The sequence below is a fragment of the Brevibacillus sp. Leaf182 genome, assembly GCF_001423865.2.
GTDB lineage: Bacteria > Bacillota > Bacilli > Brevibacillales > Brevibacillaceae > Brevibacillus > Brevibacillus brevis_C.
The window spans coordinates 35,141-47,610 of record NZ_LMPN02000037.1 but is presented as its reverse complement, the minus strand read 5'-3'; the positions used below and the strand labels follow the sequence as shown (position 1 = coordinate 47,610).

The window sequence follows — 12,470 nt, the reverse complement described above, 5'->3', positions numbered from 1 at the left end:
GTTCGTTACACCATATGACTAGTCCGCGATTGTGCTTGTGTGTTTGCACCACACCGGAAAGAAAAGGGCTTTTCATGGGCAAACATAGAAAGGCCCCTAAAAAGGGACCTCTCTTCATCCAGCTATTTACTTGTCAGTACGTTAAACTTGACGACCTGCCAATTGTTGCTCAGCGAAGCTCACCAGACGCTTGGTAATTTCGCCACCAACAGAACCGTTTTGGCGAGAAGTAGTGTCTGGTCCGAGATTTACACCGAATTCAGATGCAATCTCATACTTCAGTTGATCCAAAGCTTGGTTCGCTTGAGGAACTACCAGATTGTTGGTTCCACCTTGGTTGTTAGCCATGATTGATTCCTCCCGACGCGTTTTTTCTCCCGGGACGGGTTTGAACCGCCAGCGTTTTGCTTCTCGCCTTGAGACCGGAAGTTGATTTTCAAGAGGTGGTTGTTGACCTCTTGTGGTACTATCATCCCACCGTAACAAAAGTACATGCACGCTTTCTCACGTTATTTCAGTTGTAAAATCTGACAAGGTTGTCCCGCTCCTTTATGCTATAATGGTGCGTATAGTTTGGTAGTGAGAGGGGCAAAGTTTTGTGAGTGATTCAGGAAAAGTACTGCTCATCGATGGCATGAGCTTTTTATTTCGCGCCTTTTATGGTTCTGCTTGGGGTGGAGCCTATCGCCAGACTTCAACAGGTGTGTACACAAATGCGGTTTATGGATTTACCAAAATGATGCTCGACTACGCAGAATTGACACGCCCTACTCATCTGGTGGTGGGCTGGGATGTCGCTTCCCGCGAGTCTTTGGTGCGCAGCCAATGGTATGACGGCTATAAATCAAATCGTCAAGCGGCACCGGAAGAGCTCATTCCACAATTCGATTTGGTGAAAGAAATAACGGATGCGTTCTCGGTTCCGAACTTAGGTTGCCCTGGCTATGAAGGCGATGATGTATTGGGTACGCTCTCCACACGTCTTTCTGAAGAAGGGCACGAGGTCATCATTGCGACAGGTGATTACGATAGCTTGCAGCTCATATCTGAGCGAGTTAGTGTTAAAATCCTGAAAAATGGTGGCAAACACGAGCATTATAATCCAGCGAGCCTTTTGGCATTGCGTGGAATTTCACCTGAACAGGTCGTTGACGTCAAAGCTTTAATGGGAGATGCATCTGACTGTATTCCAGGTTGCCCAGGAATTGGTGAGAAAACAGCGACAAAGCTGATTACTGAGCATGGTGATCTGGACAACCTATATGTAAATCTGGCAAGCTGTACGCCTAAAATGCGCAGCAAGCTGGAAGAGAATCGCGATCAGGTGTACTTGAGCAGAAAGCTGGCTACGATTATTCGAGATGTTCCGGTGGAGTATGCGTTGGAGGATGCCGTGTGGGAATACGATCGTCAAGTCGTTCAGAGCAAATTCGATGAGCTTGAATTCGGACGTACGATGGCAGCGAGAGTCGGCTAATTGAAGTTATAATCATCGGCTGAGAAAGAAGCGGTCTATCCACTTTTTTTCAGCCGATTCCTTTATGCACTGCATAATCGCTCCGTCAGGGAAACCCAGACGATTCGGCGATCCGTTCGGTCTCGGAATCTTCGCACCAAATTTTCCTCCTCCAGCCTGCTAATTAAGCCTGAAGTTGTGCTGTTTGACAAATTAACAGCCTTGCTGATGTCCCCCATTGTTTTTGGCCCGTTTCCTAGAAATTCAAGAATCAATACTTGTTGCCAATTGAGTTCATTTGTCTCTAGCTCTTTTTGTGCCATATTTGAAAACAAGACATTGGCTCCCCGTATAAGCTTGGCCAGCTTGATCAATTCCTTCATCGTGTCCTCCTTTTACCATTTACCTTTTGCTAGCTTACGCTCAGAATAGGCGAAACTATTAAAGAAAAAAGTGGGTAAGAGTTAAACTTTTTCTTAAACTACATGAAAAAAATCCCGTCCCACAAGAGGAGACGAGATTTGGAAGTGACGTCGAATCACTTATTTGGCTGTTTGAAATACATCCAGGAGCAGTCCTGTGTTCTCCTCCCCATCCGCTTCCCAGCTCGTCGCAAATTTGACACGGTGAGAAACACCCAGCAAATCATACGCTTGTACGAGATGCTGCCTCGCAGAACCCACAATCAAGCTGTGCAAGCGAACTTGTTTATGCTGACCCAAAGAGATGAGTTTTTCTTGGACATAAGGAGAAATGCCTCCGATTCCATCTGTTACCATGACAAAATCTGCTCCACGCCACGCTTGTTCCTTTTCAACCAGCTCGATGGCTCGTTTCATCGGGGCGTCGAAGTGAGTCCCACCGCCGAACGCCATTTGCGCAAGTCCGTAAAAGGCAGGCCAATCTGGCTTTTTGTGATAAAGCGGTTGCTCTCTGATCTCGCCTTTTGCCCCGAACAAGAGGAGGATAAAATCACGCTTTTCCAGCATCGAGAGGGCGGCAAACGTCATGAGGAAGATTTGCGCAAGTCGCAGCTTACTTCCGCGCATCGAGTGAGATGTGTCCAGCATGCAAATTACTGGACCTTTTGGCGGTTCTTCCACCCATCCCGAGGTATCGTAGGTCATCAGCTTTTGCTCCAGCCATTTGAGCATAAAGTAGTTCTCAAAGTCCGGATCAGCAAGAAGCACAGCTTCACCAGGCAGCATGTGTGCAATATCGCCCGATTGCCGCAAATCATAGTATTCCTCAGGAAAATGTCTGGAGCGAATTTCTTTGCTCTTCACACGAAAGCGATGGACTTGCCTGCCTACCTCGTTCAGAAAAGCAATCAGGTCAGGATGGCGCTTCAATTTCTCAATCCATTTCAAATACTGCTCAAAGCTTTGTCTGCGCAGCTTGCCTAGCTCATGCCCCCAGCTTCGGTTGGCAAAACGCTGACTGGCCGTAAATACCTCTTCAACAAAAAGCGTATCGAGTTCTTCAGTAGATAGCGTCGCCTTTAACGATTGCTCCAGCCATTGCCCGAGCTCTTTTTCAATAGCGGCAATCGCTTCCTTCTCTTGCTTTTCCAGTCGATCTAGCTGCTTTTCGCGTTGGGCGAGGTCAGTTTCCAGTTTTTTCACCTTTTGCAGGAGCTTGGTCCGTTTCGTGAACTGGATTTTCATTTCTTCTTGCAGCTCCGTTATGCGATTTTGCAAAGACAATACCTCTGCCCGCACTAACGGCTTGGTATCCATGGCCTCTTGCTTGTCTTCCACGACCCGCTTCCCCTGCTGAAGCGTGTAACCAACTAACTCGAGCCTGGCCTTTTGTTTTTCTGTCAAAAGCTCGGAAAGCTGTGCTTGTTGACTTCCTTCCTGGCCTTGCTGGTCTTTTAAGCCGGTTAAGAGCGGAGAAAGCCGTTGATCCTTCTCCCGCTGCTTCACTTCTTCAGAAAACGTTTCTGTCAGCCAGAGCAAGGCCTTGATTGCTGTTTTGAACGACGCGCTTTCCTGCCCGATTGTACGAGGATGAATCATGCGTGTAAAATACTGCTTCATGAGTGTACGAATCATCCAATGATGAAAAGGAGTTGATTCTTGCGTCAGATCGATCTCCGGCTTTTCCAAATAAAAGACGAGGAAAAAATCGGCCAAGAGCTCCAAATCAAACCATGCTGCTCGTGCCCTCGCCTCATGAACCCATTCCTGTGCGGTTCGCGAAGAGGCAAGGTACGTTTCAAATACATAGCGATCAACACCGCTAGCACGAATGATCATACAAGCTACCCCCTACAACGTAAAATCATAGTCCGCCCCGGGGATTTCCTTGTCAAAAATCGTCCGATACGTGCGCTGTAGCTGCTGCAAAATCCGTTCGCCTTCAATTCGCAGGTACGAATATTTGACCGCGTATTTTTCTACATGGGGAATCAAGCGGTTTTTTTCCAGGACGTAGGCATGCAGATCGTGCTCGCGCTTCTCCCATTGAATGAGTCGATTTCGCAAGTCTCGCGCCGTCTCTTCTACCTCTTCACGACTCTCCTCCAACAACCGGACATTGCGCTCCATCGCTTCCTTGCCCAGCTTTGCGCCCACTTCCTTTTTAAACTGGAAGGCATGCAGCTCCGATTCTTTTTCCTTCCATTTATCTGCAATTTGTCCGAAGCGTTGGAGTGGCAATTCATTCTCCATATCACTCTTCAGCATTTCCGTAAATTGTTGTTCGAACGCTTCCTGCATAACGGTTAAGTCCTCAGGGACATCCCACAGCATATGCGGAGTGAAAACCGTGTCCCAGATTGTCACCTGCTCACGTCCATGCAAGGCAGCAGAAGTACGCCATACATGCGCGATTTTGCTCCAGCGACGGTCGGATAGCACATACTCTTTTGCTTCTAGGTCTTGTTTTAGACGGTACAAGAAATAAATCATAGTTTCTGGAATAACCACTTGCTTCGCTGCCGCTTGAATATCCTTCACGTCATACAGAGAGAACACAACAGGAAGAGGCGTCGTGGGCAATGAAAACATGCGCTCGTAACTGGAAGCATGTTTCAAATAGTGAACTTCATAGCGAAACAGGAAGCGGTCATAAAGAGCGGTCAATTGATCATCGTCATCAGGAAGTTCATTCGATGCAGCGATTAAAAATTGCAAAGGAACCTCCTCTTTTTCTCTGCCATTGAAATAAATTCGTTCGTTCAATATTGAAAGCAACGCATTCAGAATCGCGCTATTCGCTTTGAAAATTTCATCCAAAAACGCAAACTGAGCGTTGGGTAAATAGCCTGTTGTTTTTCGTACGTATTGATCCAGTTTCAATTGTTGAAGGGAGACCGGACCGAATATCTCATCGGGTGTCGTAAAACGGGTAAGCAAATACTCGAACCAATGTTCCGATCCGAATAGCTGAGAAACAGATCGTGCTAGCTGAGACTTGGCTGTTCCCGGCGGACCGATTAACAAAGCATTTTCCCCGCTCATAATACCGAGCATTAAAAGGCGAATCAGTTCACTTCTTTCCAGGAAACGGCGTTCCAAAAGCTCAATTGCCTGGTCCATTTTACGTTGGATGGGTGTAGTTGAATTCATCGTAGTTGGCTGCACGACGGACTGGTTACAGACGTCGATGTGCCGATCCCCCTCTCTTGCTTGGAACCCAAATTTACGTCATTCATTAATAGTGGCATATCATGGACAAAAATGCCAGTTCTCCAGTGGATTCACTCGTCCTCACTAGAGTGTGCTTTCACCCATGGCCTATTTTTCGCATATGTTGTGACATCAAGGTACTTACATCGGAGTAACGAAAAAGGAGGGTGCGACATGGGGATCGAGCTTTTGTGGATACATGGTGTGTACGTCTTGTTCGTGATTGGCATTATTCTCGTGATGGTTTTACGAAAAGATACGAGTCTGATTAGTATCGTGGGCATAGCAATTCTCGGTTTCGTCGCGACAGGGTCTGTGACGACAGCCGTCGGCGGAATATTTGGCAGCTTCATCTACGCGATTACCGAGCTATTGCCAACGATTTTAGTTATCTGCATCATCGTTGCCATGAGTCACGTTTTGACGGATACGGGCGTAAACGAAACGATGATTCGGCCGATGACTCATTTAGTTCGAAATCCTACATGGGCGTATTGGGTGATCGGGATCGTCATGATGGTCATTTCCTGGTTTTTCTGGCCTTCTCCAGCTGTCGCACTAATCGGTGCTGTCATGTTGCCCGTGGCATTGCGCGCTGGCCTGCCGGCGATGGGTGTTGCCGTTTCGATGAACTTATTTGGACACGGGATTGCGCTGTCCGGCGATTACATTATTCAGGGGGCTCCCACTTTAACGGCCAAAGCCGCAGGAATCCCTGTCTGGGACGTGATTTCAGCCAGCGTCCCTCTCGTTATCATTATGGGCGTCGTGACAACTGCCATCGCATTCTGGTATTTGAAAAAAGACATGAAGCTCGGCGTGCTCGCGTCTCCCAAAGAGACAGTCGTACCCGATGAAGTTTTTACTTCCGCACGAGTCCCTTTGTCAGATGGCGTGCGTCGTGCGTTGGCTGGACTTGTACCGGTTTTATTTATCCTCGATGTCGTGGCCATGTTTGCTTTCGATTTACGCGGAGGAGATGCAACGGCGCTTGTGGGCGGAACCGCCTTGCTCATTCTCATTATCGCAACGATGCTCGCGCACAAGCAAAGTGGTCTCGAGCAGGTAACCACACATCTGATTCAAGGCTTTCAGTTCGGCTTTAAAGTATTTGGTCCGGTCATCCCGATTGCTGCTTTCTTTTATATGGGCGACAGTGGGTTTATCAAAGTATTTGGGGAGGTGCTACCGCAGGGTTCACACGGAATCGTGAACGACCTCGGCGTGGCGCTTGCACAGACGATTCCCATTAACAAGGAAGTAGCTGCTCTTACTGTATCCGCAGTAGGGGTTATTACAGGGCTCGATGGCTCAGGGTTCTCTGGTATTACCCTGGCCGGCTCTTTGGCTCAACTATTCGCAACTGCTTTGGGTGCCGGTGCCGCTACGTTAACAGCGCTCGGACAAATTGCCGCCATCTGGGTCGGCGGTGGTACGATCATTCCTTGGGCATTGATTCCTGCTGCGGCGATTTGTGGAGTAGACCCTTTTGAGCTGGCGAGACGAAATCTGTATCCCGTGGCGATCGGACTTTTGGTGACGACAATCGTGGCGATGTTTTTTCTGTAAAACCGTCGGTATCAATACGAAAAAGCGAATGGTCTCGTGCCGTTCGCTTTTTTCCTTGGTTGGGTGATGAGATAGACAAGTTTTCTCATTCTGTTTTTCTCCGAGACTCATACACTTGTACTAGCATCTATTTGGATGGGAAAGGAAAAAACCAGTATGAAGTTGTGGGGAAAAAGTATCCAGGTCGCAGCAACGTACATTGGAACCGTCGTAGGCGCCGGGTTTGCGAGCGGTCAAGAAATCCTCGCGTTTTTCACCGCTTACGGCCATGCCGGAACAATCGGCATCCTGCTCGCCACATCTCTTTTTGTTTGGTTGGGCTACAAGATGATGCTAATCGCTCATCATTTGCGCACACCCTCCTATGAATCCTTTAATCAAAAACTGTTTGGACCGATGATCGGTCGTGCCATGAATATTTTGGTTTTTCTCACCCTTTTTGGCGTAACGACTGTCATGCTGGCAGGAGCGGGCTCAGTCTTGGAGGAGCAGTTTGCCATTCCGTATTTGGTCGGGACCATAGCCACCGTTCTATTTGCCCTGTTGATTCTGCGAAAAGGGTTGGAGCAACTACTCGTCGTGAATGCGATTGTCGTTCCGTCCATGTTATTGTTCGCTTTGCTTATTTTACTGGATGGCACCGCAGATTCCCCCATGCCTCTCTCGACCCCATCCGATTACTCCTTCTTATGGAAAACAGTCTTATACGTGTCCTTTAATCTGGCCATGGCCCAATCCGTTCTCATCCCGATCGGCTATGCGATCCGCGACAAGGTTGTTTTGTTTCGGGCAGCCGTCATTGGCGGGGTCGTGCTTGGATTTATGCTCCTCGTCGTCCATACTGCCATGTTGGCCAACTGGGACGACGTCCGTCTCATGAATATCCCGATTCTTTTTGTAACGGACCAATGGAACGAGTGGCTCCAGTTGTTCTTTGTTTTCGTGCTCTATTCCGAGATTTTTACCACATTGATTTCGAACGTGTTCGGGATTGGTCAGCAGCTACGTGAATTATTGGACGTTCCGGAAACGCGCCTTTACTTGTATTTGTTCTCTACTGCTTTCGTATTGTGCCTGATCGGGTATAGTCAGTTGCTGATGTTTTTGTATCCATTGTTTGGGTATTTGGGGTTGTCTACGCTCTGTCGGATTTCGGTTCCAGGGACGATCCCTCGGCATAGATTTTAAAAACAGACGACCACTTCTCAAATCAAGATCAAAATCGCATATTGTTCGTGTTTAGGATAGCTACTTACGATAACCAAAAGTATTACCCCCGAGATTTTTTTTAACGAAGTGAGATGGTGGCTCGATATTCACGAACGATTTTAATTAATATTAATGTATAGTTCGTAATTAATTTGCATTTCTCAACAGTCATTCACATATGTACGATACGTAAAAGCCGACTCTCCGTCGTGAAGCAGTCGGCTTTTTACTATAAATGATCAATTGTTCACTACTATAGCGATTGAGCGAGCGTAAATCAGCGAGAGCACCTACCATAGCCATCGCGAACCATATTGTGTACCCGCCAGCCATATTCATACTCGAACTCTTTCATTTATTCACAAACGAATGGTAACATTTGTCACGATTGATCCGTCATAGTGTAAGACTAACCTCATCAACCTACTAGAAAGGAATTCCTATCGTGAAATTTTCTAACCTATTAAAAACCATGCTCATTCTGTTCCTCACGTTATTCTCTACTTCGCCAATCAAGGCTGAAGAGCAGGAAGACCCATTAAATCCACCGCAATTACCAGTGGTGTATCAAAACCTGCAAATACCGTCTCATTTGACAGAGCCATTCTTTCTTTTCACGAAGCAACCACTTTACAAGCACGATTCACCTCCAAAGGCTTACACCATGTCATTGGTTTCACCGTCTGGAAAAGTAATAAAAAGCAATTACCTCGTTTATAAAAGTGAAGTGTACCCGCTCCGAAATGGGTACGGTTATTTTTATAATGGCAGCTTTTTTAAGCATAGCGAATATTTGGTCTACGATAAGCAGGGCAAAGTTACACCGATGGGTACCTGTTGCGATGTTGCTTTCAAGCAGATACACGGGGAATGGTTTACAGGCACGGACTATCCGGGAAACCTGCCGTATCTGTACAATGCCAAAACAGGGAAAATTACCAAGGAATTTCCAGACGCGGATCATCCATTCTACTTAGCCGAACCGACTACGAAAACGTTTGATCCGTACTACTTGCCCTATGGTGAAATGGTAAAAGACGCAAAAGGGGAAGAATACTACAAGATGGGCATGAGAAATATTCATGGAAAAATACTGAGCAAGCCATTTTTTGATGAATATTACGGATATGGTGAAGGCTGGCATCGTGTGAAAATAAATGGCCAGACACATTTTATCAGCAATGAAGGCAAAATTATGCTGAAGCCTTCCCGTAACTATAAAGTCGAATCGAATATGCACAGTGGAGCATTCATTGTCTCAGGCAAGCTGGGGAACGAAGAATTTTATGTGCTGATGAATAAAAAGGGACTCATTTTTTCCAAAAAGTATGCGTTTATCCACCCAACACCCGATGGTCACTTTCTGGCTGTGACGAAAACCAACAAGCAATATACCTTTACCAAAATTAATGCGGCAGATAAAGTCGTCTCACCGCAACAATATGTGCTAAATAAGCCAGAACTAATGAAAGAGCTCAAGCAGACGGGACAATTGTTTCATACTGATTCCCAGATCATTGCGAACACAGCTAACAATCAAAGCTTCAACTTTCCACATCAATTGCTGATCACTCCTACGAATGAGACAGTTGCCATCGAGTACACCATCTCGGGGACCAAAAAGATTGGCGTGTATACGCATGACGGCAAGCTGATCTATGAGGAGATTATCAAATAAGTAGGTCAAACAAATAAAAGCACGACTATGCCCTGTTAAACAAGGGGTATGGTCGTGCTTTTCCTATCAAGTTCCTTTGGTCTCCCAAGTGATAGCGCAATTATTCCAATCCCGCAGGTTTTTCCCTTCCATCCAATGGATACCAGCGAAGCACATCACGCGGTGGGCTTGCCAACCCTTCTTCCAGCAAGAAACACTTCCAAACTTCATCACCCGGCCCATCGGTTGTATCTCCGTCATTGATAACAGGACCATTCTCATATACATAGTTCGATATATTTCGCAGGAAACTCGCGACCTCATTCGGATCGTAGGCATCCCCATTAAATACCGCCTCATGATCGATCACATCCAACTGCTGCATGCCGACGGTATCCATCAAGAGCCATCCCTCTGGAAGATTGAACAACCGGACATTGGACCACAGCTCCAGCGGAAGAAGCTGGATTTGCTCATAGCGTAGATTCAGCTCTTGCATCAGCTCGGCAGACGCGAGGCACTCCCCATTCGGATTAAAAAAGCAAAGGGCTTCTGGCATTTTCAACAGCGACTCAGCAATGGCAGTGACCGTCATCAACTCCGGGAGCGCTTCATAATCTTCAGGCAGCACAGGAGCCTGGTCGTCCGACTCCCCTAGCACAAAAGAAGAGCGAATACGGATAAACGCTCCGTGCTCGGATGCGGCTTGCCGCCCTTCGGGATATCCCCACGATTGCTGAGCTGCCCGCTCCAGGCTATTTGAGAACGTAAACGGTCCGAAAAAGCCCATCGACCAAGCGCCAAACAGCATCGTATCTTCTGCCGGGTCTCCCATTGCATCCGGCCAAGGCTTATCGACGACATCGACCTGAATATATCCGTTTACTTCTGGACGATACGGAATAAGCAAGCTAGGGCCGCTAAACACCCATTGGTCGAACGTTTCCATGATGTTCGCAATTTCGAATTGATTTTTGAGCATGTCTGCTATTTTGTGAATCGGAACCGCCGTTGACAGCAAGACGGCAACTCCTTGAGAATACATACCTTTTGGCATATCGTCATCTTCTTTCCAATGTGGTTTTATGAGTCATGGCGTCCTTTACGTAACTGTAAATCCGATCGCTTGAAGCTCCTTCATCGCCATTTCCAGATCAACTTCCGGATTGAGCTCCATCATCATCTCTTTAGTGATAGAAGTATTTGAAAACGTGTAACCAACTACAGCAAGCGGGACCTTCACCTCGTAGTAGGCCTCTGCCCACTCTACATAGTCTTCTGGACTATCATATATCATCCCAAGCAAAAAATCTGAGCCGTCATCCAGCCCTTGCGGATTATGTACGTCTCCCGTTTTCCATACGTGATCGGTAGATTCTCGCCAAAGGCAAAATGTAACTTCCTCCTTGGTTAACGCTTCGTCATCGAGTCGATGAAGCAAAGCGAGAGGGACTTGCTCATAGATGCCAGGCCAAACCTCGTATTCTTCCCTGGCATGTGGACTCATTTCCGATTCATGATCGAATCCTTTTACAATAACGCCCTCGGGGGTGAACAGGATGTAAAGATCGTCGCCAGCTCCGTTGTTAATGCTCGCGAATGTTGTGCTTTCATCCCATTGCGGATCGAACTGATATCTGCGCAGCCACTCCTCCTGACACATTAAAATATCCAGAGCACTCAAGACGAGCATGCGCTGTTTTAATACTTCAGGTTGTAGGAAAGTCTTTGACCAACTTTTCATTTGCATCCACCTTTATGATTTAGATATCCGGTTCATCGCAGCAAATGGCTGCCCCAAACGAATCAAACCCTAATCCCAATCCAAAAAACCTTCCACGGACAACTTTTCCTTTCCACATTCGGGACAAGGCGGCGAATACCCGTGATCCAGCTCCTTGTCTGAGGAATTTCTCTTCACGATGTGAGTAGTACATCTAGCAGACTAAAGCCAATATTGACAAACACAACCACTACTACGCCTCGAACACTAACGCCACCAAGCTTTCTTGTATCTTCTAAATCAAGCATGGCATTTTTACTATAAGCTTTTTTTATTTTACGAACAGCCGAAACATAGTATAAAAAATTGCAAACTAGTCCAAGCAGCACGCGTTGAAATAATGCAAAGAGTAGGTACACTTCATTAAAAGAAGCTTCATCGAGTACCATTGCACCCAAGGCAAAACCCACAAAGAGATTCACCAAATAAATAAAGGTCGCCCATCCATACATCTTCCGATAGGCAAACCATGCTACGCCAAAAAGTGCTGCTCCCCAATTCCATGAGAGTCCTTTCGCCCGCCAGGCCTCCAAGTAGTACTTATGCTGGTGGACATAGGCGGCTAAGAAATTCAGTGTAAGATGAGTGTCCAAGCTTTCTCCCCCAAAACTAATTATCTGTAACTAGTATCTATTTTTCTATTATTTCCTTCCCCTTTTGCGATCTTTGCTGGCGCGTACGTTCTCATTCTTACTTTTTCAAGTAGTTGAATCCCCAAGCCCTCCCCCTCTAATTATACCAAAAATAACCAAGCCATTCGATATCGAACCATGTATATAAGAGGTCAGCCAGTTTTACTAGTTGACCTCTTTTCATTAAGGAGTCGCACCATTTAGGTCTCGCATCACAGGCAATTTCATGGAACTACAAGCAGTAATTAGAGGTTACCGGCAAAATCTTTGGAAAGGAAGAGATGTATGAATCCAGTCATCAGTCTGCTATCGTTCAATTTTTGGAATACCAACGATATTCTGTGTTGCGAATGTCATTCTCAATTATTTCGATACTGCTCTTTATCAAATCGATCGTCTTCATCTGTTGCTCTCTCAAAGGTTCAGGAATCACTCCCAGTCTTGCTTCCATTTTGGAGATCTTCTCTTTTTTCTTCTCAATCCGTTCTAAGCGTTTCTCTTGAGAACTCATTTTTCTATCCCCCTTTCA

The 12,470-nt window shown here is 46.5% G+C and carries 12 protein-coding genes; 4 read left to right on the top strand and 8 right to left on the bottom strand.

Annotation, left to right across the window (positions count from 1 at the left end):
• Window positions 1-141: 141 nt before the first annotated feature.
• Window positions 142-348, bottom strand: a complete 207-nt coding sequence (locus ASG16_RS27790; protein ID WP_048033056.1) for an alpha/beta-type small acid-soluble spore protein — start codon at window positions 346-348, stop codon at window positions 142-144.
• 250 nt (window positions 349-598) lie between these two features.
• Here ASG16_RS27790 and ASG16_RS27785 point away from each other — a divergent pair, with 250 nt between their 5' ends.
• Complete coding sequence (locus ASG16_RS27785; protein WP_056487345.1) at window positions 599-1,477, top strand: 5'-3' exonuclease; 879 nt, start codon at window positions 599-601, stop codon at window positions 1,475-1,477.
• A 62-nt stretch (window positions 1,478-1,539) separates the two neighbouring features.
• Here ASG16_RS27785 and ASG16_RS27780 read toward each other — a convergent pair whose 3' ends face one another.
• From ASG16_RS27780 to ASG16_RS27770, 3 genes are all read right to left on the bottom strand, one after another.
• Complete coding sequence (locus ASG16_RS27780; protein WP_056487342.1) at window positions 1,540-1,839, bottom strand: MarR family transcriptional regulator; 300 nt, start codon at window positions 1,837-1,839, stop codon at window positions 1,540-1,542.
• Between the two features lie 159 nt (window positions 1,840-1,998).
• Window positions 1,999-3,717: a hypothetical protein gene (locus ASG16_RS27775; protein ID WP_056487330.1), complete on the bottom strand. Its 1,719-nt coding sequence runs from the start codon at window positions 3,715-3,717 to the stop codon at window positions 1,999-2,001.
• Between the two features lie 12 nt (window positions 3,718-3,729).
• Window positions 3,730-5,031, bottom strand: coding sequence for an AAA family ATPase (locus tag ASG16_RS27770; protein ID WP_056488486.1), 1,302 nt, complete (start codon window positions 5,029-5,031; stop codon window positions 3,730-3,732).
• A gap of 234 nt (window positions 5,032-5,265) precedes the next feature.
• On the opposite strand from ASG16_RS27770, the gene ASG16_RS27765 reads away from it, so the two are divergent.
• The 3 genes from ASG16_RS27765 (at window position 5,266) to ASG16_RS27755 (ending at window position 9,547) form a co-directional block, all read left to right on the top strand.
• The gene (locus ASG16_RS27765) at window positions 5,266-6,660 is read left to right on the top strand and encodes a hypothetical protein (protein ID WP_056487329.1); all 1,395 of its coding nucleotides are present in this window, start codon (window positions 5,266-5,268) and stop codon (window positions 6,658-6,660) included.
• 156 nt (window positions 6,661-6,816) lie between these two features.
• Window positions 6,817-7,848 carry a YkvI family membrane protein gene (locus tag ASG16_RS27760; protein ID WP_056487328.1) on the top strand — a complete coding sequence of 344 codons (1,032 nt, stop codon included), beginning with the start codon at window positions 6,817-6,819 and terminating at the stop codon, window positions 7,846-7,848.
• A gap of 466 nt (window positions 7,849-8,314) precedes the next feature.
• The gene (locus ASG16_RS27755; protein ID WP_056487325.1) at window positions 8,315-9,547 is read left to right on the top strand and encodes a hypothetical protein; all 1,233 of its coding nucleotides are present in this window, start codon (window positions 8,315-8,317) and stop codon (window positions 9,545-9,547) included.
• A gap of 100 nt (window positions 9,548-9,647) precedes the next feature.
• Here ASG16_RS27755 and ASG16_RS27750 read toward each other — a convergent pair whose 3' ends face one another.
• The 4 genes from ASG16_RS27750 to ASG16_RS27735 all read right to left on the bottom strand — a co-directional run bounded on the left by ASG16_RS27750 (window position 9,648) and on the right by ASG16_RS27735 (window position 12,452).
• Window positions 9,648-10,583 carry a DUF4261 domain-containing protein gene (locus ASG16_RS27750; protein ID WP_056487320.1) on the bottom strand — a complete coding sequence of 312 codons (936 nt, stop codon included), beginning with the start codon at window positions 10,581-10,583 and terminating at the stop codon, window positions 9,648-9,650.
• A 45-nt stretch (window positions 10,584-10,628) separates the two neighbouring features.
• Window positions 10,629-11,270, bottom strand: a complete 642-nt coding sequence (locus ASG16_RS27745; RefSeq protein WP_056487319.1) for a hypothetical protein — start codon at window positions 11,268-11,270, stop codon at window positions 10,629-10,631.
• A gap of 173 nt (window positions 11,271-11,443) precedes the next feature.
• Window positions 11,444-11,902, bottom strand: coding sequence for a DUF2628 domain-containing protein (locus ASG16_RS27740; RefSeq protein ID WP_056487315.1), 459 nt, complete (start codon window positions 11,900-11,902; stop codon window positions 11,444-11,446).
• 352 nt (window positions 11,903-12,254) lie between these two features.
• Window positions 12,255-12,452 carry a hypothetical protein gene (locus tag ASG16_RS27735; RefSeq protein WP_056487312.1) on the bottom strand — a complete coding sequence of 66 codons (198 nt, stop codon included), beginning with the start codon at window positions 12,450-12,452 and terminating at the stop codon, window positions 12,255-12,257.
• Window positions 12,453-12,470 lie beyond the last annotated feature (18 nt).

What these genes read in the sequence shown, in the direction of transcription:
- ASG16_RS27760 (WP_056487328.1), top strand. Translation starts at nt 6,817, where the DNA reads ATGAAGTTGTGGGGAAAAAGTATCCAGGTCGCAGCAACGTACATTGGA.
- ASG16_RS27770 (WP_056488486.1), bottom strand. Translation starts at nt 5,031, where the DNA reads ATGAATTCAACTACACCCATCCAACGTAAAATGGACCAGGCAATTGAG.
- ASG16_RS27745 (WP_056487319.1), bottom strand. Translation starts at nt 11,270, where the DNA reads ATGAAAAGTTGGTCAAAGACTTTCCTACAACCTGAAGTATTAAAACAG.
- ASG16_RS27765 (WP_056487329.1), top strand. Translation starts at nt 5,266, where the DNA reads ATGGGGATCGAGCTTTTGTGGATACATGGTGTGTACGTCTTGTTCGTG.
- ASG16_RS27750 (WP_056487320.1), bottom strand. Translation starts at nt 10,583, where the DNA reads ATGCCAAAAGGTATGTATTCTCAAGGAGTTGCCGTCTTGCTGTCAACG.
- ASG16_RS27735 (WP_056487312.1), bottom strand. Translation starts at nt 12,452, where the DNA reads ATGAGTTCTCAAGAGAAACGCTTAGAACGGATTGAGAAGAAAAAAGAG.
- ASG16_RS27790 (WP_048033056.1), bottom strand. Translation starts at nt 348, where the DNA reads ATGGCTAACAACCAAGGTGGAACCAACAATCTGGTAGTTCCTCAAGCG.
- ASG16_RS27775 (WP_056487330.1), bottom strand. Translation starts at nt 3,717, where the DNA reads ATGATCATTCGTGCTAGCGGTGTTGATCGCTATGTATTTGAAACGTAC.
- ASG16_RS27780 (WP_056487342.1), bottom strand. Translation starts at nt 1,839, where the DNA reads ATGAAGGAATTGATCAAGCTGGCCAAGCTTATACGGGGAGCCAATGTC.